Consider the following 22,317-nt stretch of genomic DNA (forward strand, 5'->3'; position numbering starts at 1 on the left):
AATGCTAGATAATACCTAGTTTACATCAAAATAATTAGTGATAATATTTGTAATATTTATTAGGATTATCTCAATATAAATATTGACTTATGACTTACTAAATCTGTTTCCTTTAGGAAACAGATTTATAAGTAATATGTTTCCTTAAGTAATTAATGCATGAGTGCAGAGGGCGTGCTTAGGGAGGTCGTTGAGGAGTGGTTCACCTTTGAGTTACCCAGGGTTATTCCGAGGGATATCCCGTACTCGCTCATCGAGGGTTCGGCCCTGGCACTGGTTGGTCCGCGTAGGGCTGGTAAGACGTATTTCATGTATTGGATTGTCCAGGACCTAATGAGCAGGGGTTGGCCCAGAGAGGCTATTGTTTACATGAACCTTGAGGACGTTAGGTTGAGCGTCCTTAGACCCACGGACTTTGGAGCCTTCCTTAAGGTGATTAGTGAGGAGTCCCGTGAGTACAATGGCAGGGTCCTACTCATGCTTGATGAGGTCCAGAACCTGCCCGAGTGGGGTCGTTGGGTCAGGACACTACTCGATAGGGGTAGATACTACATAATCGTTAGCGGCTCATCATCGAGAGTTAGGGCTGGTGAGGTGGCTACGGAGTTGAGGGGTAGGTACGTGGATAGGCTCGTCCTGCCCTTCTCATTCAGGGAGTTCCTCAGGGCGAGGGGCTTTGGGCTTGACTTCCTAAACGTACCCGAGAGACGTGGTAGGCTGCTAGGTCACTTAAGGGATTATGTGCTAAATGGCGCCCTGCCTGAGATCGTGCTAAGCCAGAGTTGGCCAGTGACCTGGTTAGGACGTATAGGGAGACCATTGTTTATAGGGACGTGGTTGATAGGTACAGGATTAGAGACGTGACATTCTTCGAAACATTCCTCGAACTAGTCGAGAATAGCTTCGGCGGTTACGTGTCAATAACGAAGCTAAACAATTACTTCAGGAGCCTCGGCATCAACAAGAGTAAGAGGACACTGAGCAATTACCTAAGGTACCTCGAGGAGGCATACTACGTGATCCTAGTCCGTAAGTTTGGGTTCACCACCAGGGAAGTCCTCCAGCAGCCCAGGAAGGTCTACCCAATAGACACGGCATACTTCAGGAGGAAGGCCATAGGCCCAATGATGGAGAGCGCCGTCGCCGTGGAGTTGATGAGGAGGGGCCTCAACTACGGATACTTGAGGATTAATGATTACGAGGTCGACTTCGTGATTAACAGGGAGCCCAGAGAGTACGTGCAGGTAACCTACGCATCGGCAATGGACGAGATAGACAGGAGGGAGTTCAGGGCATTGGCCAGGGTGAGTGAGGCCCTGGGCCGCGGGATAGCCAGGGTAATAACCTGGGACCTGGAGGGCGAGACAACGATAAACGGCGTCAAGATAACAATGACACCACTATGGAAGTGGCTACTCGAGGGCTAACACTTAAAGGGCATCATGAACCTAAAACAAGGACAATGCTATCCTGTGAGCCAGCGAATAATGAGTTGACGAAGCTAATGAAGGATATTGAGGGACTAAGCCCTACTGGGAATTGATTGGGATTAAGGTCGAAACCGTGGGTAGGGACTGCGCAGTCGGAGTAATAAACATCGAGGATAAGCACCTACAAATACTGGGCACGGTACACGGTGGAGTCCACGCAGCCCTGGCTGACGCAATGGCTTGGGTGGCTATACTGAGCCATTACTACCCACAGTACGTCACGGCAGTAACCACGGACCTAACCATTAAGTACCTAAAACCAATAAACCAAGGAGTACTAAGGCAATAGCCATGATAACATACATAAAGGAACCCACCGCGTTAATAGAAGTAGAATTGAGAAACGAAAACAACGAACTAGTGGCAATATCAACGACTACTTACTGGGTCACGCCCACGAACAAAACAATACGTGAAATAATAAACGAGAAGAGTGGGGGTATCGTAGGAAAATCTTGAAGGTTATTTTCCTGGGTTGGGCCGTGGCAAAATTTTGCCATGTGTCGACTTATGGGATTGTCTTTGGTTGTTTTTCGTGGTTTTGGGGTTTTGTTGGTTTGGGCGTTTGTTTTTAATGCGTGTTTCCTGTTCCTTGGGTTGTGTTTGTGGGTATTAGTTTGAGGGATGTTGGTGGTGTTAGGACTAAGTTGTTTTATTTGGAGGCTGCGTCTATAATGGGTTTTGATGCCGTTAATCTTGAGGCCTGTGGTGGTGCGTTGTGTGGGTCCGTGGTGGTTAGGGATTTTGGTGAGCCCTGGTTCTTTGTTGATGTTGTTGGTGAGGGTACCCTGAGGGTTGATGATCTTCAGTTCGCAGTTTTTTAACTATGGTGATGAGGGTGAGAGTAGGTGGGTTAGGGCATCGCCTGGTAGGCACTCGTTGTCCCTGGTGTTGTCGCCGGTTAGGATGTTTGGTGAGCGTAGGGTCAGCTTCAACGGGGTGTACGTGGTCTATAGGGAGCCATCTCTATTCAACTTCGTATTGAGGGCAAGGCTACTGCTTGATGTTGCTGAGGCTTTTGAGGACCTGAGGCTTGACTACCTGAAGGTGCTTAATGATGCACTCGACGTTGTTCCCCTGGACTCGGTGGCCAATTGGCAGTTGGAGTTCGCGGTTAGGGCGCACATCGTTGATCCGCCCAGCTTCGTTAGGGCGTTATTCAATTACTACGACGTGAAGGAGCTCACGCACCTCAGACCGCCTGACTTCGACGAGCTTGACAGGGCGGCGAGGGAGGGCCTTAGGGTCCTTGAGGAGGGTGTTGAGGAGTTGAGGGGTAGGAGGGGTCGTAGAGGCGTCGTATACGTGGCTGGTCACGCGCATATTGACCTTGGTTGGTTGTGGAGTAGGGATGTGACCAGGGAGAAGGTTAGGAGGACGGTAATCAACGTACTGTCACTACTCCAGTCCTACCCAGAGCTCACCTTCCTAATATCCAACGTGGCCTACCTAAGGTGGCTCAGTGAGGACAGGGACCTGTGGCTTAGGGTTAAGGAGGCCGTTAAAGCAGGAAAAATAGTGCCAGTGGGCGGTATGTGGGTTGAAAGCGACACAAACCTACCAGGCGGTGAGTCCCTGGCTAGGCAATTCCTCTATGGCCAGAGGTTCCTGCTGAGGGAGTTTGGTGAGATAACGGAGATTGGCTGGCTACCGGACACCTTCGGTTCCCAGCATCACTACCGCAGATACTCAGGAAGGCGGGTATCAAGGTGTTCTTCGAGCATAAGATGTATTGGAACACGATCAATAGGTTCCCGTACTCCGTCTTCCTGTGGGAGGGAATTGACGGGTCCGTGATACCCACAATAAACTACGCAACCTACGGCGCGGACTTAACGCCTAGGCAGATAGCCAGGGCCTGGTCGGACCACACGAGCCCCGAGATACCCGCCTTCCTACCCTTCGGTAAGGGTGACGGTGGTGGTGGGCCCACGTGGCTAATGCTCGAGAGGTACAGGGTGTATAAGGACCTGCCTGGCATGCCGAGACTAATAATGGGCAACCTGAGGGATTTGATAAACGAGGTTGTGAAGGACGACTCACTACCCAGGTGGAGGGGTGAGCTTTACCTCGAGATTCATAGGGGCGTGTACACGAATGGCATCAGGCTTAAGCAGTTGGTTAGGGCACTCGAGAACAGGCTCAGGGAGTTGGAGGCCTTCAGCGTGGTTACCGGCGCTAGGAGGAATTATGAGGAGCTTTGGCACCCACTACTCGAGGCTGAGTACCACGACCCAATGGGCGCCACTTCAACCAAGGCCGTCTATGAGGAGGTTGTTAATGAGCTTGAGGAGGACTTGAAAAGGGTTAATGAGGAGTTCATGGCGGTCCTCAGGAAGGCCCTGGGCACGGGCCCGTTGATTACCGTGGTTAACCCACTGCCGTGGCCGAGGAGGGAGTTGGTCATGGTTAAGGGGGAGCTGAAGGGAGTACCAACCCAGAAGGTTGATGGTGGCTACCTAGCCCTTGTTGAGATCCCTGCCCTGGGCTGGAGGTCCTTCGAGACTGGGCAGTGTTGCCTCGGGTGATGTGGTTGTGGGTGATAATTATATTGAGAATTCCCTGGTCAGGGTTGTTTTTGATGGCTCATTGAGGATATACGATAAGGAGGCCAATAGGTGGGCTGTGGAGGATGGCTACCTAATGGCTTGTGAGGACATGCCCAGTAAGTGGGATGGTTGGGACATAGAGGCTTACTACAGGAGGGTTTGCAGGAGGTTGGAGCCGATGGGCTTTAGCATTGTTGAGAGGGGGCCGTTGAGGGGTTGCATCGAGGTTAATTACGGGTTTAGGGAGTCGAGCATTAGGCAGAGGATTTGCGTGGGCGCCTTCAGTAGGCGTGTTGATGTGGAGAGTGAGGTTGATTGGAAGGAGAGGTTGACGCTCCTCAAGGCCGTTTATAAACTCGGTGTGTTCGGGCATAACGCATCCTTCGAGATACCCTACGGCGTGATTAATAGGCCCACGAGACCTAGCAATACCTGGGAGGTGGCTAAGTTCGAGGTCCCAGCCTGCGTTGGGTAGATGTTTGGGACCCGGACTATGGGGTGGCGATAATTAACGACGGTAGGCAGGGTTACTCGGTTGAGGAGAATACGGTCTCAATAACCCTACTCAGGTCGCCAATATACCCAAACCCATTCCTGGACTACGGCCGCAACAAGTTCACCTACGCCATATACCCACACACCGGCGACTGGAGAAACGCCCAAGTACCCAGGAGAGCCTACGAATTCAACCAGCCACTAATCATCGTTGAGGGAACCAGCGGCGGTGAGGAGTCATTCCTAGAAATCACAAACCCAGCGATAATGCTCGAAGCCCTAAAGTGGGGCGAGGACTCGGGCATAGTGCTGAGACTCTACGAGACCTATGGAGTAAGTGCATGCACGGAGGTCAGGACCTCCATGGGCGGTGAGGCGATTGAGACGGACATACTAGAGCTCAATAACTACGGTAGTGTGGACCTTAGGAACCTCTGTCTCAAGCCCTACGAGATAAAGACAATACTCATCAGGTCACGTGGTTGACGGGCTAATGAAAAGCACGGTGTCACCCCTAATAATCATCAACCCACCCTTAACGCTACCCTTGGGATTAATCTCCTCAGTGTTCGTGAGGAGCAGGTTCAAGTGCTGGTCATAACCAACAAGCACACCCCTAATCTCAGCACCATTCCTAAGCTTCACGAGAATAACCTTATTCAAATTCCTCTGCAGCTCCTCATTAACAATCTCCATACAGCGAGGCATCGGGACTAACCCTCAAAACAATCTTTTAAAGATTAATCTCCACAAAAACCAACAAAACCACCAAAACAAACAAAAACAAGACCACAAAACAAAATCCAACTAATCGACACATGGCAAAATTTTGCCACGTACCGATACTGGAAAACCACTTTCAAAACCTTCCCACGAAAATAACCCACGAATCTGAGGCAGTGACCACGAACTATAATTACTCACTTCCCTTTCGGGAAGACAGGGTTAAAAACCACCATGATAATGTTTATTTGAGAAGTTATGGCGCTCATTATTAGGGAATTAGGGAAGGAACCCGCAATAAACCTGGTGAGGCTGATCATTGCGCATTATATGAAGAGGTACGGCAGGGGTATTAGGGCTGAGGTACTCGTTAAATTACTATTTTTCACATTATACACGGATTTGGACGGCACAAAACTCCTCGAGACACCGAGGGTTAGGTTACCCGAGGAGTTTAGGATTTACCTCAAGGGTCCATTCATACCAATCGATAGATTACTCGGCGGCGAGACCGAAATGGGTATGTACGGTATTGTCAAGACCGGTGATAGCTACTACGTTAAGGGCGTGAATAAGACTCTGGAGGAGGCACGTAGAGCGCTTGAGGAGAGGGGCTTGAAGGACTTAGTTGATTATGCATTGAAGATCGTGGATGCCTACGGTGGGTTGAGTGAGGACGAATTAATAAGACGCTCGCTAAAGGTCCTGGGTCTCGAGGATGAGGTCATTAAGGCAATGGCATTCAACATGAGCCTGGACGCATACATAGACGCTATAACCAGGCTTAGGAAAATTGTGGAAAGTGGGGAATTCATTGACGAAACGGAGCTTTACCCAGACCTGTTTAAGTCGAGTGAGTGATCATGGTATTTAAGTCGTTACGTGCATTTGTCGACACCAATGTGCTTGTTAACATCGTGTACTCAATAACCCTGCATCATAGATTAAACAAGCCTAAGCCAATGATTCTAGGACTTCTAGAGAGCGAGAAATTAGTACTGTACACCGATAACGCCGTGATAAATGAACTTAAAGGTGGAGCTTTACGTAACTTATTAATGACCGTCGATAAGGTAAAGCATGGTTGGAACGACATTGAGATTAACCAAATGGAGCAATACAGCATTGATGAGTTAAGTTACCTATTAAGTAAAGGATATGTAAGGCTGGCGGTTCCTCGCTGTGGGTGGTGAGGGTTCTGGTCCCGTTGGGTTTGCCGTCATTGTTCCATAACCCCCATGGGACCGGCATCACTGTTCAGTGCCCGCCGCCAGCCTCGGGCAGGTCGGGGCTCATTGCCTGCTAGGCTCGCCTACAACCCAACTCTATGTACCTAAAAGAGCAAAAGATTTATAAAGTTTTTGCTCTATTGTTTCTTGATGCCTGTGGAGTTCATCTTTAGGGGTAGGGTGTCTAGCCATGGTGGTGGTAGGTTCATAATCTACATACCAAGGGAGGTTCAGGAAAAGGCTAGGAGGCTTTATGAGGAGGGTAGGGAGGTGATTGTCATTGTCGCAACGGAGGATTGAGGAGGGGTTCAGGGTGTTAACGCTGACGGCGGATGTTGATGAGGATGTGCTGGACTTCATCAGGAGGTACCAGGTGTTGGCGAGCCACATTTATTGGGCTAGGAGCTCGGGATAAGCCCCGACCAAGTGTGTTGGAGGAGCTGCGTAGTGAGGTTAAGGCTTACTGGAGGTGGCACGTAATAGACGAGAGAGACCCAATGTACCTGTTTAAAGGAGTTAAAGAGACTCCTAGGCCTTACTCCGTTATCCTTAAGCTACCGCTGGTTGATGCACTCCACCTAGCAAGGGTGCTTACTTAAAGGATGGTAGGTTAGTCCTGAGGTTGAATAGGGTGGTTGAGGTTGAGATTCCGAAACGTGCACTGGAGTGGTTGAACAAGAGGCTTGCCGAGAACCCGGATAGGAAGACCGTGAGGGTGTTTGAGAGGGACGGTAGGCTCGTCGTCCAAATCGTGCTTCATAAGAGGAATGTTGTGGAGAGGCCAGGCAACCCACTCCTGGTCGTGGTTGATTTGAATAGTTCTCATGGGATTGTTGTGCATTACTGGGATGGTAAGTTGATTAAGACGAAGAAGTATAGGCCACCGAATAGGGGTTGGAGGTGGAGGCAGGTGAGGAGGTTGATGATGCTTAGGGATAGGCTCTACAACCTGGGCACCATAACCCAGAGGCAGATTAATATCTACTCCTCACTCATTAGGACCACACTACGTGGTAGTGCCAAGCCATGGATCCAGCAGGTGTTGATAGGGTTGTGAGGAGGATTAGGAGGATTGCGAGGAGACGTGGGAAGGAACCGCTCGTCATGATTGACACGCCGAGTGATGAGAGCTTGAGGAACTCTAGCTTACAGAGGACTCTAAGGTCCTTCGCAAAATACCTGGAGAACATATTATCATGGTATGGGATATACTGGGAGGAAAGGAGGCTCTACAGTACGCTCTGCCCAGTTTGCGGTACTGAGCTTAGGCTAAAAATGAGGACTAAGAATACGAGGATAATGGAGTGCCCAAAGTGCGGGTTCAACGCAGACAGGGACACAGTACCACTACACTGGGCAATCAAGTCTCTCTCCGCCTTAAAGAGCGAAGCTCCTAGCCTATAGTAATGCGGACTTAAATGCCGCGGTGGACATGGTGCACGACGCATTACTCAGGAAGGCAAGGGCAGAGAAGGCGATTGAAGACGCAACAAAAATAAAACTGAACAAAGCAGTGCCAGGAAACCGTTGAGTCATGTGGCCTATTATAATGCGTGGGGCTCAACGCTCACTTGACTATGGCGAGACTGGTAGTCCTTAACGCACACTCTTTGAATGCCTTCAGCGGAAATAAGTACACGCTAAGGATTAGGAGGGTGTCCTTCGCGGAGTTGCCCGGCTTGGCTGCCAAGTACGACGGTGCGATTCACTACGTAAGGCACCAGGCAACAATACAACTTCTCAACATGTACATCAGCCTAAGCCTAACGCCGAGCATTGGTTTGTACCAATACTCACCTGGCGATGCCCTACTCGTTGTTGTGTTGAAGGTGCCAGTCCGTGGTCAGGAAGTGAACTCGGTGAGCGAGAACGACATTGAACTATTCCTAGTGACGTCGAGTCTCAATAGTCAGAAAACCATTTTAAAAAGTATCTCCGCCCTGGGGGCGAGGTTATGGATCAATTACTGAGTAGCTGTCCAAGTGAGGATATTGACGTGGTGAATTCACTACTTTATGCTTATGATTTATTAGCTACGGTACCGAGGAGGGGCGGTCCTGGTATAACGACTGGTAGGTTGGTCTTCATCACTAATGATAAGGAACTTAGAAGCTTCGTTGAGAATGATTTATCATGCACCAAATGTCCCTGTAAAGATAAGGTAATTGCCCTAAATTATGACGAGTTTAAGGCACGTCTCAGGCAGGCAATATCATCAATGTGATTGTAATACTGTTATTAATAATGATGAAAGTGGGTCTGAAGGAATGGGGCCGGGGCCGGGATTTGAACCCGGGTTCACGGGCTCCACAGGCCCGCATGCTTTCCAGGCTGCACCACCCCGGCGTGAATTCCTTACTCTCCATACCTTTTAAATTTTTGTTTCTTAACCCTGCACTAAATGCCCTTACCTCACGATATCACGCCCTACAAACACATATCAATGCATCATTGCCTACCTCGACGCATCGCTTAACTTAGTCCATGCCCATCACCATGCGTCCACCTTCCTTAATACGTGAAGGATCATCACCCCATAGCTGCTGGGTAGATGGTTATTTTCTCATTTTGCTTTTGTAGAATGGTTTAAATACCCAGCCCTCCCCATCGTTTGCTGTATGAATGAGGAAATTCAGGAAAGCATGATTTTTGCAGACCTCGTATTTGTGGTAATGACTACCATCTACTCACTAGCCTTTCAATTAATACTACTATTCAGTAATTCCCTAATCACAATTGGAGTGGCTGCGGCCGCCTGGCTCGTGCTGCTCTACACGTTAATTACTAGGCGTGGTCCCTGGGTATTGATCTACGCTAAGGTTCATAGGGCCCTAACAGGCATTAACGTACTCGGCATCACCAGTTGAGAGACTCCTATTAATGCCCTACGTGATTAATTACGCAGCAACCATAGTGCTTGCAGCACTGGCTGAGCATCCATTGCTAAACCTCGCTCTAAGGATAATGGCGACAACCCCCATGTTCATAATGATTGGAGAATTCACGGCACTGCCACGAATAATGATGAACAACCACCCAGAAATAGCCTAATCACGAACATAGGGCACCGCACTTATTAAAATAAAAATTAATGAGCATCGCTCCGTCACTGCATTACCGCCTCACTCCTATTACTACGATATGTCATTGATTAATCACTAAATCAATAACAAACTAAGCTCAACCCTTATGGAGAAGGATTATAGCCCCGAGGTCCCGGCACGCCGGTTTCCCGCGGCCTCGCGGACCGCAGTACTCCCAAGCGCGGCGGGGCGTTTCACTTCCGGGTTCTGGTGAGTCCGGGTGGTTCCACCTCGCCTATGGCCGGGTTACCTCGGTTTGGCCGAAATGACCATTACCTACTGGGTTTTTAAGTTCTTCTCCTAGGGCCTAGTCACGGCCAGTATTGTATTGTACGTATGCCGTGCTATACCATAAAGGATGCGTAGTTCCACCTCATTATTAATTGGGTTAGTGCACCAGATAAGGTGCTTAGGACCGTAGGCAATTAATGGGGGATAGAACTGGGCAATTCAACCCTAGGTATATAGGAAGTCCAGGGAAAGATAATCCAGTTCCGCCAATAGATTGGGCTTAACATGCGTTGATTTTGAATTAGCTTTTTAAGGGATAATCAAGACATTAGTACTAAGCCATGGGTCTTAGTCCTGAGGAGAAGGAGCGTTTCCTGAGGCTTTGGGGGAGGATCGTGTATTTAGGTACGCCGTAATGGGGTTACTGGGTATTCAGGAGTTGAGAAAGGACATGGGGGACGTGAAGGAGAAGCTCGGGAAGCTTGAGGATAAGGTCGATGCCCTGGCTAAGGATGTTAGGGATGTTAAGGTAACCCTTGAGAACATAACCATGACTATCGAGGAGGAGGCCAATGAGCTCGTGCAGTACTACCTTAGGCAGCGTGGTATTAGCATTGCAACAAGGCCTGAGCAGTTTGACTCGGCTTATGAATTCGACATTTACGGCACGAATGGGCAGCTAACCATCATTGGCGAGGCGAAGACTAGGGTTGGGGTTGACGTCGTGAGACGTGTGGTGGCGAGGGTTGGGGAGGCGAGGAGTAGGTTCCCAGACAGGTTCCAGGGTAGGGTCATTACGGTCATCTACGCCTTAAGGGTCTCGCCAGACGCAGTGGAGGAGGCAAGGAAGCTGGGCATTTGGCTTCTTGAATCAATGAGGGAGGTTATACCATTCCCAGGTTAGGGTTTATTCTTATTCATATTCATAACTGAACCTACCCAGCAATTAATTAGATTAATGGATTAGTCACTAACGGTATTTGCTAAAACTCTAAAAATCCATAAGTTACGGGCTAGCTTGGGATTGGTGTTTAGGAGCTGAATGGGAAACTAGCGGGCCCGGTGAGATTTGAACCCACGACCTACGGGTTAACAGCCCATAAAATAGTAACTTAATATTCGTGATTTAACACGGTCTTTCCGTAACAAATGCATTGATTAATGCATGGTTGCGATTGTGGATACTGAATGAGACTATGCTAGGTCGTACATACATAACATGGTTATTGCCGTGTTTTGCATATATATTTTACCCGCCCCCTCTTTCTTCTGGGAATACAATGATTTCGTGACTACATATGCAGGTAAAAGCCCTTGGAAAAGGTAGGGTTGGTAGGCGTGATGGCCAGTATGTGCTTTACCTGGATAGGTATGCATCGGAGTTGCTAAAGCCGTATGCGGGTAGGAGGGCTAGGGTGCACATTAGTGATGGGCAATCAACAATTAGCGTTGATGGCACGCTATCAATCGAGAAATCCTTCAGGCCACCAAGGATAGCCGTCTTCCTACCCAGGGCGTTGAACCCAACCTGGCAGAGACTCTACGACAGGGAGTTCGCCGTTGTAATTGAGGTCCAGGAAGGTGATGATGGAATCGAGGCCAGGGCTGTAGGTGAGACCGCATGAGCATGATCAGTTTCTTTAAAGAGGTTAGGGTTAGGGAGTTCGTTAAGCCCACGATGACCTATGATAAGAGGCCGATGATAATCATGAGTGTTGAGGTTGATGGGCAGGTGAAGAGGCTCAACTTGGTTGGTGAGCAGGGCACAACGGTGCAGCAATTCATTGAGTGGTTGGTGAGGAAGAAGCTAATTGTGAGGGATAACGAGGGCTACACAATCTACGTGCCAACGGCCGCCCTGGCGAAGGAGAGGGACGGAACGATTTGGGTGCACGCAAGGGACTACAAGCCACTAGTCGGCGATTGAGAGACTGAGAACCAACTCAAAACTCACGCTTAAAACCGGCCCCACCTGGCAGAGGACAACCTGCCAGGCGGGAGAGCCGGGTGGCCCAGGTGACGGAGTCTCTAAACAACCAGGGAAGTGAGGAGTCTAAAAAGCCTAACCCAAACCCAACACAGGAAGCCAATGCAGGCACGGACAACCTAGTAAACGAAATAATGCAAAGACTCAGTCTTGGTGCTTCTACTGCTTCTGTTGGGGGTGAAGCATTTTTGCGAGGTAGCACGAACGCAAATGCATCGGTTGGTTTCTTAACTGACGCATCCACGAACGTGGGTGCCCGTGGAAATGCTTCAGAAAACACCAGAAGCAGCAGCGGAACCGTCCAGGTTAATTGTCGTCCTTGTGGTGGTTGTTGTGGTCGTAGGTTTGGTGTTCGCGTGCCTGCCGAGGTTTATGCTTTCATTGCGGAGGTTGCCAAGGAGAAGGGTCTTCGTGAGTGCGATGGCGTGAATAGCTCTGCCCGCTTCTTGAGTGTAGGCGTGGTCGTGATGGTGTTGGTTCGCTTGACAGTGCTAAGTGGGTTGAGAAGTTCGTTATAGTAGGGAGGGTGTTTATAAGCCTGGTTATTTAATCGCTAGGCTTTTGGATGCGCCTGCCGATTATGCTGACTTCTACGTGGTACTCGCCCTGTATGGGGAGTACGTGGCTAATCAACTGCGTGATAGCGTGAGGGGTACCGTGCATGGAATATCCCTGCCCTTGGCAGCGTCAGCGAATTCATTAGGGCCTTGATCAGTCACTTCAGGGATGGACATGGATTGAGGACAATTGAGTAAATCAAGGTAAAGGTCCATGAATTAATCAATAAGGAGTTTAAGGACTTCAGGCCCGGCGTTAATCCGAGACCTAGGGAAATCAAGCGTGAGGAGCTCGTTAATGCATTAATCAGTGCCTGGGAGAAGTTGGGCATCCTGGGCTACCTCGGCGATGATACGTGGGTATGCCACCTATGCGAGCCGAATGTTAAGCTAAGAGGTAAGGAGAGGGCATTCGAACACGTATGGCACCTACACCCACAAATACGAAACATAATTAATAACCACAATACTGACCATGCCTAAGCCCTGCACAATCATGGATCAAATAATTCCGTTCTAAACTACACTAACTCTTACGAGGATGCTCTTCATGCATTTACTTTATCGGCGCAAACTCATTATTACTAATTTACTAATTTAAATTCTTGAATTATTTAGTGCACCTTCGTTATCACGGGTTGTAAGTGGGGTTTGGTTCTTTGAGATTGCTTTATGAGGACTAGCACTAAAGCTGTGCGTGTGGGTGTGGCATTATTGCTTTTATTTCCCTGGGATGGTTAAAGGAGGGGTGGTATGGTTAGTCCTGAGTTGTTGAGGCGTGTTAGGGATGCATTATTCAGGGAGTTCGTACTGCCTGGAGACACCGGGTTCTGGGGTGTTGGTATTGGGAGGGACGAGGTCATACTATACCTCGACAGTTCCAGGGCGAAGAGGGTTGTCAATGTGCCGAGTACGTACGTGGTGGATGGAGAGGTCGTTAGGGTAAGGATTGTTGAGGCGAGGATGCCCAGGGCGCTGGCTTAACCCCTGGTTAAGCCGCACGGTCTCGTCAGTGCACGTCTCGTACTGGTCATTACCACCTCATAAAATACTAAGGCGCACTAATCACAAACCATGCTTACCAACGCCTCAAAACCCCCTTACACACGCCTCAGCATGCCTTGGCATTTTGCCTGCGTGCTGTGTGGGGTGCCTGCATCATACGTAGTTTCCATCTAGAAATTGGGCTGTAAAGACTGTGTTGACGCGGCAGTTGACGCCATGGGGTGGGTCTAAATGCAGCTGCTTGCGCACAGCATTAATAAGAGTCTTCACCACTAATCAATTTGGGCGTACTACTTCGATGAGTTCAGGTTGGTCGGCGACTACGATTTCAACCACACGGTCAATGAGTTAATAGGCGTGGCAATTAATGAGATGAAGAGGCACAGATTCAAACCGACCATAGTCTGCCACTTAAAGATCGACAACGGCATAGTAATCGAGATAAGAAGCGAAGATTGATTGGCACTAAAGCTGATTAAAGCAAAAGACCCAACCAAGGCACTGAGGAGATTCTACGAGAACGAGGAATCTTTAATATGTGAAAGATAGAATATGGAGTTCTGAAAGTTCTTATATTAAGTTACGTATATCTTATTCTTTAGTAAATTACGGCATTTTTAATAAACGTAAAATATTTATATGGGGTATCTATTAAGTGGGTAGTGGTATGGGGTTATGGCTTAATGTACCTCAGGAACCTACGGAGTTAAAACGAAGATTAAAGCAGATGAGAGAGGTTCTTTGCCATGATGATCCTGATAACGCCTCATGCGAGAATAGAGTTATATGGAGTTCCAATGATATTCCCAGGTATCTTTGGAATGAATGGAAAGACATACTTAAGAACCACGGATATACATGGCAGAGGTTCCTCTCAGTATTAAAGTTAGCCAGTGGTGATTTAATACTGTGGGCTCTTAAAGATTCATTAACTTGGGATGAACTTGTTAAGAGAATTATGAAGCTCCTTGAGACTTATATGGGTGGGTAGTATGGTTAGTGTTAGGGTTGTTTTTGGTGATTCTAGGGATATGCATGAGCTGCCTAACTCGTCAGTGCACCTGGTGGTTACATCACCGCCTTACTACAATGCTCCCTTTGACTTCCCCGGGCTTTTCAGGGGCTATGATGAGTACCTGGACTTGCTGAGGGGTGTTGGTAGGGAGTTGTTTAGGGTTCTCAGGCCTGGTAGGGTTGCGGTCTTCGTGACGATGGACGTGAGGATTGATGGTAGGTTATACCCAATAGTTGCTGACCTCATTAAGACGATGATTGGTGTGGGCTTTGAGTATCAGGAGAGGATTATTTGGAGGAAGCCCGAGGCTACATTAGGATTAGCCGAAGGAGTGGTGTGCTGATTCAGCACCCATACCCAATGTACTACTACCCAGACAACATCTACGAGGAGGTCGTGGTCTTCAGGAAGCCTGGTGAGTGGGAGAAGCCGCCAAGGGATGTGATGGAGAGGAGTAGGATTGACATAAACAGGTTCCAGGGCGAGAAGTGGTACCTATCCGTGTGGGACATAAAGAATGTGCTACCAAGTGAGAAGTGGAGCAAGTACACGGCCGCATACCCAGAGGAGCTTGTTGAGCGGGTGATAAGGCTCTACAGCTACGTTGGGGAGACGGTACTAGACCCGTTCCTAGGCACGGGGACGACGTGCGCGGTAGCCACTAGGCTTGGTAGGAACTGCGTGGGTTATGAAATAGACCTCGAACTCATGGACGTGATTAAGGAGAGGCTCGGCGTAAACACGCAGAGACTAATCGACACTGTCAACTACGAATTCACAACGAGGGAAGATGCCAAAAGGCTCAGGACAAGGTTAAGGGAGGAAATTGAGAGAAAGTTGGCGAAAAAGAACAATAATAAGGGATAGGCATAGTTTCACTTCCCTTATTCTTTAGGTAGCTTATCCACATAATCTCTAGTGCTTAATAATGCCTTGTAGAAACTTATCAAATCTAAGTCAATGTACTGCCTTCGATTCTTATGACCACAATACACAAGTTTACCGCGAGCTTTGCCCTTTATTTCTGACTTGGCTACTCCACGTATCGTTATAGACGGACCCATAGATGCCAACTTAACCATAATCTGGGGACGCTTCCCGGATATCTTAGCTATACCAACCTTAGCAAAAGTCTCAGTGGATGGGTCGTACTCAAGCCTTAATCTCAATTTGTTTATTATATCGATAGGATTTTCACATAGTTTTAAGTTTGGGTATAATTTACAATGCTCTTCAGCCTTTTTACGGAGATATTTCTGAACAGGGTCGAAGCAACCCATACATACACTAAAGTCTCTGACAGGAACCTTAACGTAATACGTAACTTCCTTACCTCCCTGTTGTATTTCCTTCTCGGGCTCTGGTAAGTTTAGTTGCGATTGCGAATTTATATTTACATAATTCTTTAAAGCATCAATAATTTCATCAATATATTTTAAGTCAATATAGAACATTAACCAATTGGTCCATTTCTCAGGATTAATACCTCTAATAGATGCCCTTTCAAGATGGTAACCTAATATATTTAAGTCAAAAGATATAGTATTATTTTTAACATATACTTCCACATATGCTTTCTCCGGAGGAATTAAGTAAGCTGTTTTTCCATCTTTTACGGTCCTTGTCCAGCCTAAATCATCAGGCTTTAGGCCGAGTTCTTCCGGGGGTATGAGCCTTTCGATAGTTATTGGTTCAGGAGTTTTTAACCAGCCTCGAAAATTAGAGTAAATTATCGGTATGGGCATCTTTATCTTCCTATCAGGACTCCTTGGTACATAAAAGCCATTTTTAATGAGTTCCTCCTGAAGTTCCAATGAGGCAGAGAAATATATTTGAAGTGAATCTATTAAATACTTCCCAATTTTAATAAGGATATTTTGAGACATTATTTATTAAAGTTACTAAGAGCATTTTTAAAGCTATTTTTTTAGTTTGAAAATGAAGATATGCACAGTTATATGCATAATAATATTAAAATAATGATAATATTAGCTTTGTTGTAGAGTAGGCCGAAGAGACTTGGGTCCCTCTTCCTAAGGACCAGCTTTAGGAAGGACTTTAGGCTGGCCGACACGTGCCTAGCCACGTTTGGCCCGTCCTCATTCAGTACCTCGTATAGGTACTCGTTAATCCCCTCTGGCTTAGTACCCAGTCCATCTCGGCGAGTGCTTCCTAATGTAGTGGAGCCTATCCCTTAGGGTTTTATCCTTGACTCCCTTTAGTCTCATTGCCATTATGTATGCCTCAATATCGCCTTCACCCACGCGCCACTCCCTACCCATTGTGCGTAGGTAGTCGCCTAGGTGTTGGTAGAGCATTGAGAGGAGGAGTTGGCGGAAGTCTGGGTCCGCCTTGGCTGTTGCAATGACCCTTATTATATCGCCCGGCGTTGCCTTCCGGCACCCAACCCCTTAGTAGGCTTGCGAGCTTCTCATACGTCAAGAAACTAAGCAATTTACAAAGCAGGTCGTCACTAACCCTCCTCCTACCATGCCTAATGGCATTAATGTACTGGGACGTGACACCCAAGTCATGAGGCTTAATGTCCTTCTTACCCATTACATAGTTGAGTATCCCCAACCTATCCTCATCCCTTACCTCGCCAACGTCTATCCTGCCACAATCAACCATGCCACCTGATTAGGCGTGGAGCTTAATTATAAAACTTATGAAACTGACTCCCCAACGGGCATGAAACCGACCTCGGTCACGGTGAATATGAGGTTGAATGTATTTTGGCGGGCCCGGTGGGATTTGAACCCACGTCCTACGGCTCCGGAGGCCGCCGCTCTACCTGGCTGAGCTACGGCCCAGGATAAAATTGCTTAGAGCATAATTAAGCTTTTACCAAATCATGAAGGGTTAATTCATTGGGTATGTCGATTAACTCGCCAATTTTTATCCGAAATCACGGCCATACAGCCTAGGCGCTTTGTTTTAGTACGATCACGCCCCTGGGGTCTTTAATCCTAACCGTCAGCGTCTCCCATAGGGTGAAGCCGTGAGTGCCATCCTCGGGGCCTAGGTATACCAATGCCGTGTCCACGCCAACGGCTATGTCTATGACCGATGGATGCGTGGATAGTAGTATCGCCGTATCATCCCTCAACTGGGGTATGATTACGATATCCTTAACCAGGGACTTAACCCTCGTCAACTCCATGATGCCCGTCTTCTCAACAACGGTCAGTAGCTTTGTGTATCGGCCAGGGCTTATGAATAGGACGTATGGCTCGGGGATGTAATTACTATACAGTGAATTGACGGCGTTTGATACCTCAGTGACTGCGGACTCGGGCGCATCCCAAGCGTGATGCTCATGGTCCTAACCCTGGGATTACTCAGGATATCATTGAGTACTGTGGAGTCCTCCTCATAGCCAAGCCTAATCGCTGCCTGATCAACCGTTACCGAATAAACCCTCTCACCCCTGGACCTGGCATACTCGATTTGCCTCTGCGATATTGTGAATTTAACGCTCAAATCCTTAAGCGGTATCACCGACCTAGCCGCGGTTATTGGAGGGCCGAGAACCACCTCATCGAGTGGCACGGCATCAAGCCCAGGCCCGGCCTCGTACGTGGTCAGGTACTTCCTAAACCTCCTCACGTTATTGGCGACCTCCCTGGCCCTATCCTGAATGTACCTAAGCTCCTCAGGGCTTAGGCTTGATGAGGATACCACGTCAGGCTGTGAATCGCCACGCTCATTAGTAGTACTTACTCTTCCCTGCTCATTGCTAGGGTCATTTGTCGTCAACTTAATGCCCGTTAACTCACTAACCTCGGTGGAACCTGCCTTCAACTGCTCTACCTGCTCCTGGTCATACTGCTTAAGTAGTGTGAGGAACTCACCGAAGTGCGTCTTCTCCTCCTTGGCGATATCCTCAAAGACCCTCCTAACCCTCTCATCATCGACAAGCCTAGCCAATTGTAGGTATAGGTTTATGGCATCCAGTTCAGCCATAATTGCGAGCCTAAGTGATTCGGCGACCTCACCTGCTGAGAACTTCCTATCCCTAGTGACATCCACCGGATTCTTTGAGAATACCATATTATGTGGGGGCGCATCCAATTATTTAAGTAATATCCTTAGCATTACTAATTTCTGCGTAGCTACGTAGATGAAGTTTCACTTAGTCCTGCCATGCTGTTACGGTATCATGAGGCTGATGCCATAGACTAGGCAGTATATCGTGTATAGCAGTCCGGTCCTCGCATCTATGTCATGGGCACCGCTTTTGAAGGCCCTTGTGAGCCCTGGTATTAATGCAGCGGTTGGTATTGCGGCCAGTGATGCGTATGGTAATAATCCCATGATTACTAGTAGTGCATTGATTATGTATGCCGTGATTAGGGAGCCTAGGTATATTTGGTAGCCGTACCTGGCGGTCATCATGGCTAGGGTCCTAATCCTCGCCTTGGCATCATACTCCCTATCCCTGTAGTTGTTTGCATATATTATTGCCAGCATTATGAAGAATGGTGGTAACGAGACCAGGAACACGCCAGGCTTTAATGAGCCTCCCGACGCGGCTATGAAGAACCCACCAACGAGTAATGGGCCCAGGTGAGTGCCACGGACAGCTCACCAAGCCCTATACTTAAGCGTGAATGGCGATCCCGTGTATGCGTAGAGTAGGAATACGCCCAGCAGGCCGAATATTAGTATTAGGTAGCTCTCCGCAATGGTTAGGTACGTGCCCAGTGAGGCTCCGGCAATTATTAATGAGAGCCCTAAATTCCTGGCGAATGATGGGCTTACACTACCCATGACCAGTGGTTGACGCCTATAGATAACTGTTGGTGAGTTGGGGCTGTCAATGCCTTGCATGAAGTCGTAGTAATCATTAAGCACGTTAACACTCGCATGCAGTAACAGTGCGCCTGCAATGGCGATTAATGAGTATATTATCCTCGCTCCGTAGTAAAGCCCGAGGTAATGGGCATACCCAATACCCACCAGCGATACCGCGAGTGTCATTGGTAGCTCCAAGCCCTGATCAGCCCTAGTATGTCGCCCTTATTCATTAATATTCAATTGAATCAATTATTATTTAAAAACATTATTTTCTATATTAATCAATTTACTCATACCCAAGTCACGGCACCAACGGTAGGAGGACCATCATGAGCTCAAGCCAAATGATGTGGGTTAGTATCGATGCCGTTAGGCAGCCTTATCGGCTAGTATGCCATCGACTAACCCAACGGCAAAGGCCCCAGCCACCAGGGCTGGGTTCAGTGTGGATATGTGGATCAGCGTGTAGTAAATCATTGACGCCAACCAGGGCTCCCTACTAAAGACACCACCCAAGCCCCTTGCCAACTCCTGAAGACCACCCCTCCAGTAGACCTCCTCCATGAAACCAATGATTACCAGGGCTATTGATAGGCATAGGCATTGGCCATGCCCCTAACCATTTCGTAGACCAGGGCCACATAGTTGCCAAGCCCCATGAACCTAAGCAATGCATAACCACCAATGAAGACTAGGTAGAGGATCCCAGCCATGACTACGCCAATCACCGCCGCGACCACCGCATTGACCCTAACCCACCTAAGCCTATCCCTGAACCAGGCCAGTGATAGTGAGCCGAGCAGTAACGTCGATATTGCCATGCCGTAGACAAAGTACCTACTGAACACGTCAAAGGATAGGGGCCACAGGACCAGGGGTAGCGCAATGTAGGCTATCGTCCTAGCCCTAGTCCCACTCATGCCTCATCACCACCTTACCAACCACACCACGGCTCTCCATCAACTCGTGCAGGGCCGGTGCATCTCTGACTGTGGCGACCCTACTAATGAACGGCCTAACACCCCTGCTAACCATGAAATCAATAACCTCCCTAAGGTAGGTCCTCGTCGCATTGTGAATACCCACAAGCCTCGCGTGCCGAAGATAAAACCTCCTGATATCAACCTGCACCATCGGCGACTTACCAAGGACCCCAAAGGCCACCACAGTACCACCAGGCCTAATCGCGTCCAGGGCCATGGGTACGGTATCACCAATCACATCGATGGCTGCGTCAACCCCATACTCAGTCCTTTCACTAACAACCTTCATCAACTCATCCCTATCATAACCAACAACCACGTCAGCACCCAACGACTTCATCAGGTTGGGCCTACTGGTCACGGCAATAACCCTGGCGCCAGGGCCTTGGCAAGTATGGTTAGGGCGGTTCCTATGCCGCCAGAACCACCGAATATCAGGACCCAGTCGCCTGGACTAACGTTAGCCACTTTAAGCGCCTTCCAGGAGACGCTATACGCCAGGGGTAGCACCGCCAACTCATCAATGCCAAAGCCACTGGCGCCTTAACCAACGCCCTGACCGGCGCCCTAACCAACTCGCCATACCCACCCCAGACCTGGAAACCCGGCATTGTCCAGCCTGGGCAGTAATCCTCAAGTCCAGCCCTACAGAAGCGACATGAACCACAACCCCAGACATTACTAACAAGGACCAAGTCACCAACCCTGAACTCACCAAGGTCAGTACCTGGGCCAGCCGACTCTATGTAACCAACAATGTCCGCGCCAGGCACGTGAGGCAGCTTAACGGGTATTCCCGGGTAACCCCTACGCACTATGGTATCAATCCTATTCAGCGACGTAGCCAAGACCCTAACAACGACCTCACCAGGCCCTGGCCTAGGGTCTGGAAGCTCCATGACCCTAAGGACACTTGGATCACCATGCCTCTCAAAGCCCACGGCCCTCATAATTAATAGGCACATTGACTTATGAGGGATTTAAGTATTGAGCGTGCCTTCAATTAGCCTACCCATGCTTCTCTCTATTCCGTAATTTCAACCTCTTCTTAACATAAAAGCAAAGAAATCTGAAATAAATAATTTCAATCTCTTCAATAAAACTTATATAACTCACCAGTAGAAAGAGAATTCACAAATGAAACCAGACATAGGGAGAGACGCTCCTAATGGCAACACTTGCTAACACCCTCGACCTAGCGACCAGCTACCTAGACTTCTCCCTGGGACTCCAAGAACTCAACTACTACGCAACAACAATGCACCTGGCAATTACCTAGCCGCAGCAATGGCGTTCATAACCTACGAAGCCATAGTCCTCACCATGTACCTGGCAATGCCAAGGCTCTCAGGGCTAAGGTGGTTCATGGCCGTATTCATAATTATGAAATTCATTGCCGCGGCAGGCAACATAGCCGCAGCCATGGGATTCTACGCCATAAACAACACAATACTGACGGCAAGCCAATTCCTAACTAATACCCTTAAATAACGATTAAGAAACTAAACTGAATGAGGTAAGAAGAACTGAAACAAATCATACACTTATTCGATACAAAGAAAAAGCAACCACGCAAACAGCCACGCTGGTTCATAAAGTTTCACATGATTCTACGGACATAGAAAGAGTTATTACGAAATAGAAAGTACCAAACCCCACGCTCATAAGCATTTATTAAGCAGTTGAAATATCCCTAAACCGTATGACAACCAAAATGAATAGAAAGGGTATATCCAACGTAGTAGCAACAATAATACTCATAGCAGTGGCGATAGCACTGGCTGTGGCTGTTGCGGTGTGGGTCTTCGGAATAGCGGGCAGTGCTGCTAAGACAGCGGCATTACAGATACAATCAGTCAGCTTAACCGGCGTTAGTAGTGGCTCCGCAACTCTAACGCTCTTGATAAGCAATCCGTCAAGTAGTGGTATCGGCATAGTTGGCTTCACTTTAGGAGGGTTATCCTGCACTTTCTCAACTACATTATCAATATCGTCCGGCGCTCAAGGCCCATTAACTATATCATTACAAATATCGAGTGGAGCCTTCACTAGCGCAAGCCAGGTAAGTTTTGGTAATCAGACGCTACCAAGTAGCAAAATATCATCACTGGCAGCCAGCCCGCACAAGTTGGCATTCAATATAGTGGAGCCTTAATAACCGCAAATGGTC

Annotated in this window: 41 protein-coding genes, 2 tRNA genes, 1 rRNA gene and 3 pseudogenes; 32 read left to right on the forward strand and 15 right to left on the reverse strand. The window is 48.3% G+C overall.

Translation table 11 applies throughout. The features are described from left to right. Positions 1-159: 159 nt before the first annotated feature. From JCM14467_RS18545 to JCM14467_RS20245, 8 genes and pseudogenes are all read left to right on the forward strand, one after another. The gene (locus JCM14467_RS18545; RefSeq protein WP_252901587.1) at positions 160-864 is read left to right on the forward strand and encodes an ATP-binding protein; all 705 of its coding nucleotides are present in this window, start codon (positions 160-162) and stop codon (positions 862-864) included. After that, positions 783-1,427 carry an ATP-binding protein gene (locus JCM14467_RS18550; RefSeq protein ID WP_252901588.1) on the forward strand — a complete coding sequence of 215 codons (645 nt, stop codon included), beginning with the start codon at positions 783-785 and terminating at the stop codon, positions 1,425-1,427. Before JCM14467_RS18545 ends, JCM14467_RS18550 begins: the two co-directional genes overlap by 82 nt. A gap of 112 nt (positions 1,428-1,539) precedes the next feature. Then, on the forward strand, positions 1,540-1,779 hold the full coding sequence (locus JCM14467_RS12415) for a PaaI family thioesterase (RefSeq protein ID WP_054850365.1): 240 nt from the start codon (positions 1,540-1,542) through the stop codon (positions 1,777-1,779). Between the two features lie 316 nt (positions 1,780-2,095). Next, the gene (locus JCM14467_RS18555) at positions 2,096-2,314 is read left to right on the forward strand and encodes a hypothetical protein (protein WP_252901589.1); all 219 of its coding nucleotides are present in this window, start codon (positions 2,096-2,098) and stop codon (positions 2,312-2,314) included. 82 nt (positions 2,315-2,396) lie between these two features. Continuing rightward, positions 2,397-3,484 (forward strand): annotated as a pseudogene (locus JCM14467_RS18560) (alpha-mannosidase); the annotation flags it as partial. Further along, positions 3,485-4,018 (forward strand): hypothetical protein, encoded by a 534-nt coding sequence (locus JCM14467_RS18565; protein WP_252901611.1) that lies wholly within the window; start codon positions 3,485-3,487, stop codon positions 4,016-4,018. It begins immediately after the preceding pseudogene. 7 nt (positions 4,019-4,025) lie between these two features. Beyond that, positions 4,026-4,570, forward strand: a pseudogene (locus tag JCM14467_RS18570) (glycoside hydrolase family 38 C-terminal domain-containing protein); the annotation flags it as partial. Between the two features lie 231 nt (positions 4,571-4,801). After that, on the forward strand, positions 4,802-5,020 hold the full coding sequence (locus JCM14467_RS20245) for a glycosyl hydrolase-related protein (RefSeq protein ID WP_342765554.1): 219 nt from the start codon (positions 4,802-4,804) through the stop codon (positions 5,018-5,020). Here the strand turns inward: JCM14467_RS20245 and JCM14467_RS12425 are convergent. Further along, positions 5,009-5,242 carry an LSm family protein gene (locus JCM14467_RS12425; protein ID WP_054850366.1) on the reverse strand — a complete coding sequence of 78 codons (234 nt, stop codon included), beginning with the start codon at positions 5,240-5,242 and terminating at the stop codon, positions 5,009-5,011. The two genes, JCM14467_RS20245 and JCM14467_RS12425, sit on opposite strands and share 12 nt — an antisense overlap. 273 nt (positions 5,243-5,515) lie before the next feature. On the opposite strand from JCM14467_RS12425, the gene JCM14467_RS12430 reads away from it, so the two are divergent. The 9 genes from JCM14467_RS12430 to JCM14467_RS12455 all read left to right on the forward strand — a co-directional run bounded on the left by JCM14467_RS12430 (position 5,516) and on the right by JCM14467_RS12455 (position 8,710). After that, positions 5,516-6,118: a hypothetical protein gene (locus JCM14467_RS12430; RefSeq protein ID WP_054850367.1), complete on the forward strand. Its 603-nt coding sequence runs from the start codon at positions 5,516-5,518 to the stop codon at positions 6,116-6,118. Then, positions 6,115-6,450, forward strand: coding sequence for a hypothetical protein (locus JCM14467_RS12435; RefSeq protein ID WP_054850368.1), 336 nt, complete (start codon positions 6,115-6,117; stop codon positions 6,448-6,450). Before JCM14467_RS12430 ends, JCM14467_RS12435 begins: the two co-directional genes overlap by 4 nt. Before the next feature lie 186 nt (positions 6,451-6,636). Beyond that, entirely contained in the window at positions 6,637-6,786 is a 150-nt protein-coding gene (locus JCM14467_RS18580; protein WP_252901592.1) for a hypothetical protein, read from the forward strand. Further along, the gene (locus tag JCM14467_RS19555; protein ID WP_256359258.1) at positions 6,767-6,901 is read left to right on the forward strand and encodes a hypothetical protein; all 135 of its coding nucleotides are present in this window, start codon (positions 6,767-6,769) and stop codon (positions 6,899-6,901) included. The genes JCM14467_RS18580 and JCM14467_RS19555 overlap by 20 nt, the downstream gene beginning before the upstream one ends. Before the next feature lie 13 nt (positions 6,902-6,914). Beyond that, positions 6,915-7,085 carry a hypothetical protein gene (locus JCM14467_RS18585; RefSeq protein WP_252901593.1) on the forward strand — a complete coding sequence of 57 codons (171 nt, stop codon included), beginning with the start codon at positions 6,915-6,917 and terminating at the stop codon, positions 7,083-7,085. Positions 7,086-7,117: 32 nt separating this feature from the next. Continuing rightward, on the forward strand, positions 7,118-7,543 hold the full coding sequence (locus JCM14467_RS12440; RefSeq protein WP_252901594.1) for a hypothetical protein: 426 nt from the start codon (positions 7,118-7,120) through the stop codon (positions 7,541-7,543). After that, the gene (locus tag JCM14467_RS12445; RefSeq protein ID WP_054850370.1) at positions 7,513-7,890 is read left to right on the forward strand and encodes a zinc ribbon domain-containing protein; all 378 of its coding nucleotides are present in this window, start codon (positions 7,513-7,515) and stop codon (positions 7,888-7,890) included. Before JCM14467_RS12440 ends, JCM14467_RS12445 begins: the two co-directional genes overlap by 31 nt. A gap of 173 nt (positions 7,891-8,063) precedes the next feature. Then, on the forward strand, positions 8,064-8,456 hold the full coding sequence (locus tag JCM14467_RS12450; protein ID WP_054850371.1) for a hypothetical protein: 393 nt from the start codon (positions 8,064-8,066) through the stop codon (positions 8,454-8,456). Further along, positions 8,441-8,710: a hypothetical protein gene (locus tag JCM14467_RS12455; protein ID WP_252901595.1), complete on the forward strand. Its 270-nt coding sequence runs from the start codon at positions 8,441-8,443 to the stop codon at positions 8,708-8,710. Before JCM14467_RS12450 ends, JCM14467_RS12455 begins: the two co-directional genes overlap by 16 nt. Before the next feature lie 44 nt (positions 8,711-8,754). On the opposite strand, the gene JCM14467_RS12460 is transcribed toward JCM14467_RS12455, so the two are convergent. Beyond that, positions 8,755-8,832, reverse strand: a tRNA-His gene (locus JCM14467_RS12460). Between the two features lie 272 nt (positions 8,833-9,104). On the opposite strand from JCM14467_RS12460, the gene JCM14467_RS18590 reads away from it, so the two are divergent. Next, positions 9,105-9,353: a hypothetical protein gene (locus JCM14467_RS18590; protein ID WP_252901596.1), complete on the forward strand. Its 249-nt coding sequence runs from the start codon at positions 9,105-9,107 to the stop codon at positions 9,351-9,353. A 13-nt stretch (positions 9,354-9,366) separates the two neighbouring features. Continuing rightward, the gene (locus JCM14467_RS18595; RefSeq protein WP_252901597.1) at positions 9,367-9,537 is read left to right on the forward strand and encodes a hypothetical protein; all 171 of its coding nucleotides are present in this window, start codon (positions 9,367-9,369) and stop codon (positions 9,535-9,537) included. Positions 9,538-9,697: 160 nt separating this feature from the next. Here the strand turns inward: JCM14467_RS18595 and rrf are convergent. Next, positions 9,698-9,818 (reverse strand): 5S ribosomal RNA (gene rrf / locus JCM14467_RS12470). A gap of 364 nt (positions 9,819-10,182) precedes the next feature. Between rrf and JCM14467_RS12475 the strand changes: the two genes are divergently transcribed. The 11 genes from JCM14467_RS12475 to JCM14467_RS18625 all read left to right on the forward strand — a co-directional run bounded on the left by JCM14467_RS12475 (position 10,183) and on the right by JCM14467_RS18625 (position 15,231). Next, a complete protein-coding gene (locus tag JCM14467_RS12475) occupies positions 10,183-10,704 on the forward strand; it encodes a hypothetical protein (protein WP_054850372.1) in 522 nt (173 codons plus the stop codon). 394 nt (positions 10,705-11,098) lie between these two features. Further along, positions 11,099-11,425 carry a hypothetical protein gene (locus tag JCM14467_RS12480; protein ID WP_054850373.1) on the forward strand — a complete coding sequence of 109 codons (327 nt, stop codon included), beginning with the start codon at positions 11,099-11,101 and terminating at the stop codon, positions 11,423-11,425. Next, positions 11,422-11,727 (forward strand): hypothetical protein, encoded by a 306-nt coding sequence (locus JCM14467_RS12485; RefSeq protein WP_054850374.1) that lies wholly within the window; start codon positions 11,422-11,424, stop codon positions 11,725-11,727. Before JCM14467_RS12480 ends, JCM14467_RS12485 begins: the two co-directional genes overlap by 4 nt. Positions 11,728-11,816: 89 nt before the next feature. Then, complete coding sequence (locus tag JCM14467_RS18600; RefSeq protein ID WP_252901598.1) at positions 11,817-12,305, forward strand: hypothetical protein; 489 nt, start codon at positions 11,817-11,819, stop codon at positions 12,303-12,305. A 43-nt stretch (positions 12,306-12,348) separates the two neighbouring features. Then, entirely contained in the window at positions 12,349-12,498 is a 150-nt protein-coding gene (locus JCM14467_RS18605; RefSeq protein ID WP_252901599.1) for a hypothetical protein, read from the forward strand. Positions 12,499-12,668: 170 nt separating this feature from the next. After that, on the forward strand, positions 12,669-12,827 hold the full coding sequence (locus JCM14467_RS18610; RefSeq protein ID WP_252901600.1) for a hypothetical protein: 159 nt from the start codon (positions 12,669-12,671) through the stop codon (positions 12,825-12,827). 270 nt (positions 12,828-13,097) lie between these two features. Beyond that, entirely contained in the window at positions 13,098-13,328 is a 231-nt protein-coding gene (locus JCM14467_RS12490) for a hypothetical protein (protein ID WP_054850375.1), read from the forward strand. Positions 13,329-13,658: 330 nt separating this feature from the next. Next, the gene (locus tag JCM14467_RS18615; protein WP_252901601.1) at positions 13,659-13,808 is read left to right on the forward strand and encodes a hypothetical protein; all 150 of its coding nucleotides are present in this window, start codon (positions 13,659-13,661) and stop codon (positions 13,806-13,808) included. A 196-nt stretch (positions 13,809-14,004) separates the two neighbouring features. Further along, entirely contained in the window at positions 14,005-14,340 is a 336-nt protein-coding gene (locus JCM14467_RS12495; RefSeq protein WP_054850376.1) for a hypothetical protein, read from the forward strand. Position 14,341: 1 nt separating this feature from the next. Next, positions 14,342-14,707: a DNA methyltransferase gene (locus JCM14467_RS18620; protein WP_252901612.1), complete on the forward strand. Its 366-nt coding sequence runs from the start codon at positions 14,342-14,344 to the stop codon at positions 14,705-14,707. Continuing rightward, on the forward strand, positions 14,656-15,231 hold the full coding sequence (locus JCM14467_RS18625; RefSeq protein WP_252901602.1) for a DNA-methyltransferase: 576 nt from the start codon (positions 14,656-14,658) through the stop codon (positions 15,229-15,231). The genes JCM14467_RS18620 and JCM14467_RS18625 overlap by 52 nt, the downstream gene beginning before the upstream one ends. 17 nt (positions 15,232-15,248) lie before the next feature. Here JCM14467_RS18625 and JCM14467_RS12505 read toward each other — a convergent pair whose 3' ends face one another. From JCM14467_RS12505 to JCM14467_RS12545, 12 genes and pseudogenes are all read right to left on the reverse strand, one after another. After that, on the reverse strand, positions 15,249-16,250 hold the full coding sequence (locus JCM14467_RS12505; protein WP_054850377.1) for a hypothetical protein: 1,002 nt from the start codon (positions 16,248-16,250) through the stop codon (positions 15,249-15,251). A gap of 68 nt (positions 16,251-16,318) precedes the next feature. Then, positions 16,319-16,450 (reverse strand): hypothetical protein, encoded by a 132-nt coding sequence (locus tag JCM14467_RS19560; protein WP_256359259.1) that lies wholly within the window; start codon positions 16,448-16,450, stop codon positions 16,319-16,321. A gap of 55 nt (positions 16,451-16,505) precedes the next feature. Then, positions 16,506-16,628: a hypothetical protein gene (locus tag JCM14467_RS19565; RefSeq protein WP_256359260.1), complete on the reverse strand. Its 123-nt coding sequence runs from the start codon at positions 16,626-16,628 to the stop codon at positions 16,506-16,508. Between the two features lie 10 nt (positions 16,629-16,638). Next, positions 16,639-16,995 carry a helix-turn-helix transcriptional regulator gene (locus JCM14467_RS12510; protein WP_054850378.1) on the reverse strand — a complete coding sequence of 119 codons (357 nt, stop codon included), beginning with the start codon at positions 16,993-16,995 and terminating at the stop codon, positions 16,639-16,641. 105 nt (positions 16,996-17,100) lie between these two features. After that, a tRNA-Arg gene (locus tag JCM14467_RS12515) sits at positions 17,101-17,176 on the reverse strand. 111 nt (positions 17,177-17,287) lie between these two features. Then, positions 17,288-17,620, reverse strand: a complete 333-nt coding sequence (locus tag JCM14467_RS18630; protein ID WP_252901613.1) for an encapsulin — start codon at positions 17,618-17,620, stop codon at positions 17,288-17,290. Then, complete coding sequence (locus JCM14467_RS12520; protein ID WP_252901603.1) at positions 17,578-18,417, reverse strand: encapsulin; 840 nt, start codon at positions 18,415-18,417, stop codon at positions 17,578-17,580. The genes JCM14467_RS18630 and JCM14467_RS12520 overlap by 43 nt, the downstream gene beginning before the upstream one ends. 99 nt (positions 18,418-18,516) lie before the next feature. Continuing rightward, positions 18,517-19,347, reverse strand: a pseudogene (locus tag JCM14467_RS18635) (prenyltransferase). A gap of 186 nt (positions 19,348-19,533) precedes the next feature. Next, on the reverse strand, positions 19,534-19,728 hold the full coding sequence (locus tag JCM14467_RS18640; protein ID WP_252901604.1) for a CPBP family glutamic-type intramembrane protease: 195 nt from the start codon (positions 19,726-19,728) through the stop codon (positions 19,534-19,536). Positions 19,729-19,748: 20 nt separating this feature from the next. Further along, positions 19,749-20,084: a hypothetical protein gene (locus tag JCM14467_RS18645; RefSeq protein WP_252901605.1), complete on the reverse strand. Its 336-nt coding sequence runs from the start codon at positions 20,082-20,084 to the stop codon at positions 19,749-19,751. Beyond that, entirely contained in the window at positions 20,071-20,508 is a 438-nt protein-coding gene (locus tag JCM14467_RS12540) for a zinc-binding dehydrogenase (protein WP_054850381.1), read from the reverse strand. Before JCM14467_RS12540 ends, JCM14467_RS18645 begins: the two co-directional genes overlap by 14 nt. A 73-nt stretch (positions 20,509-20,581) precedes the next feature. Further along, positions 20,582-21,112, reverse strand: coding sequence for an alcohol dehydrogenase catalytic domain-containing protein (locus JCM14467_RS12545; RefSeq protein ID WP_054850382.1), 531 nt, complete (start codon positions 21,110-21,112; stop codon positions 20,582-20,584). A 322-nt stretch (positions 21,113-21,434) separates the two neighbouring features. Between JCM14467_RS12545 and JCM14467_RS18650 the strand changes: the two genes are divergently transcribed. Both JCM14467_RS18650 and JCM14467_RS12555 read left to right on the forward strand, forming a co-directional pair. Further along, entirely contained in the window at positions 21,435-21,638 is a 204-nt protein-coding gene (locus tag JCM14467_RS18650) for a hypothetical protein (RefSeq protein ID WP_252901606.1), read from the forward strand. Between the two features lie 211 nt (positions 21,639-21,849). Beyond that, positions 21,850-22,302 carry an archaellin/type IV pilin N-terminal domain-containing protein gene (locus JCM14467_RS12555; RefSeq protein WP_054850383.1) on the forward strand — a complete coding sequence of 151 codons (453 nt, stop codon included), beginning with the start codon at positions 21,850-21,852 and terminating at the stop codon, positions 22,300-22,302. Positions 22,303-22,317: the final 15 nt, after the last annotated feature.

The sequence above is a fragment of the Vulcanisaeta sp. JCM 14467 genome, assembly GCF_001316245.1.
GTDB lineage: Archaea > Thermoproteota > Thermoprotei > Thermoproteales > Thermocladiaceae > Vulcanisaeta.

Coding starts and splice junctions, on each gene's coding strand:
- JCM14467_RS12555 (WP_054850383.1), top strand. CDS start 21,850: ATGACAACCAAAATGAATAGAAAGGGTATATCCAACGTAGTAGCAACA.
- JCM14467_RS18580 (WP_252901592.1), top strand. CDS start 6,637: ATGCCTGTGGAGTTCATCTTTAGGGGTAGGGTGTCTAGCCATGGTGGT.
- JCM14467_RS12545 (WP_054850382.1), bottom strand. CDS start 21,112: ATGTGCCTATTAATTATGAGGGCCGTGGGCTTTGAGAGGCATGGTGAT.
- JCM14467_RS18650 (WP_252901606.1), top strand. CDS start 21,435: ATGGCGTTCATAACCTACGAAGCCATAGTCCTCACCATGTACCTGGCA.
- JCM14467_RS18565 (WP_252901611.1), top strand. CDS start 3,485: ATGGGCAACCTGAGGGATTTGATAAACGAGGTTGTGAAGGACGACTCA.
- JCM14467_RS12450 (WP_054850371.1), top strand. CDS start 8,064: ATGGCGAGACTGGTAGTCCTTAACGCACACTCTTTGAATGCCTTCAGC.
- JCM14467_RS12425 (WP_054850366.1), bottom strand. CDS start 5,242: ATGCCTCGCTGTATGGAGATTGTTAATGAGGAGCTGCAGAGGAATTTG.
- JCM14467_RS12520 (WP_252901603.1), bottom strand. CDS start 18,417: ATGGTATTCTCAAAGAATCCGGTGGATGTCACTAGGGATAGGAAGTTC.
- JCM14467_RS20245 (WP_342765554.1), top strand. CDS start 4,802: ATGCTCGAAGCCCTAAAGTGGGGCGAGGACTCGGGCATAGTGCTGAGA.
- JCM14467_RS12445 (WP_054850370.1), top strand. CDS start 7,513: ATGGATCCAGCAGGTGTTGATAGGGTTGTGAGGAGGATTAGGAGGATT.
- JCM14467_RS12455 (WP_252901595.1), top strand. CDS start 8,441: ATGGATCAATTACTGAGTAGCTGTCCAAGTGAGGATATTGACGTGGTG.
- JCM14467_RS12510 (WP_054850378.1), bottom strand. CDS start 16,995: ATGGTTGATTGTGGCAGGATAGACGTTGGCGAGGTAAGGGATGAGGAT.
- JCM14467_RS18590 (WP_252901596.1), top strand. CDS start 9,105: ATGAATGAGGAAATTCAGGAAAGCATGATTTTTGCAGACCTCGTATTT.
- JCM14467_RS12505 (WP_054850377.1), bottom strand. CDS start 16,250: ATGTCTCAAAATATCCTTATTAAAATTGGGAAGTATTTAATAGATTCA.
- JCM14467_RS18645 (WP_252901605.1), bottom strand. CDS start 20,084: ATGAGTGGGACTAGGGCTAGGACGATAGCCTACATTGCGCTACCCCTG.
- JCM14467_RS12490 (WP_054850375.1), top strand. CDS start 13,098: ATGGTTAGTCCTGAGTTGTTGAGGCGTGTTAGGGATGCATTATTCAGG.
- JCM14467_RS12485 (WP_054850374.1), top strand. CDS start 11,422: ATGAGCATGATCAGTTTCTTTAAAGAGGTTAGGGTTAGGGAGTTCGTT.
- JCM14467_RS12430 (WP_054850367.1), top strand. CDS start 5,516: ATGGCGCTCATTATTAGGGAATTAGGGAAGGAACCCGCAATAAACCTG.
- JCM14467_RS18595 (WP_252901597.1), top strand. CDS start 9,367: ATGCCCTACGTGATTAATTACGCAGCAACCATAGTGCTTGCAGCACTG.
- JCM14467_RS18620 (WP_252901612.1), top strand. CDS start 14,342: ATGGTTAGTGTTAGGGTTGTTTTTGGTGATTCTAGGGATATGCATGAG.
- JCM14467_RS18545 (WP_252901587.1), top strand. CDS start 160: ATGAGTGCAGAGGGCGTGCTTAGGGAGGTCGTTGAGGAGTGGTTCACC.
- JCM14467_RS12480 (WP_054850373.1), top strand. CDS start 11,099: ATGCAGGTAAAAGCCCTTGGAAAAGGTAGGGTTGGTAGGCGTGATGGC.
- JCM14467_RS18640 (WP_252901604.1), bottom strand. CDS start 19,728: ATGGAGGAGGTCTACTGGAGGGGTGGTCTTCAGGAGTTGGCAAGGGGC.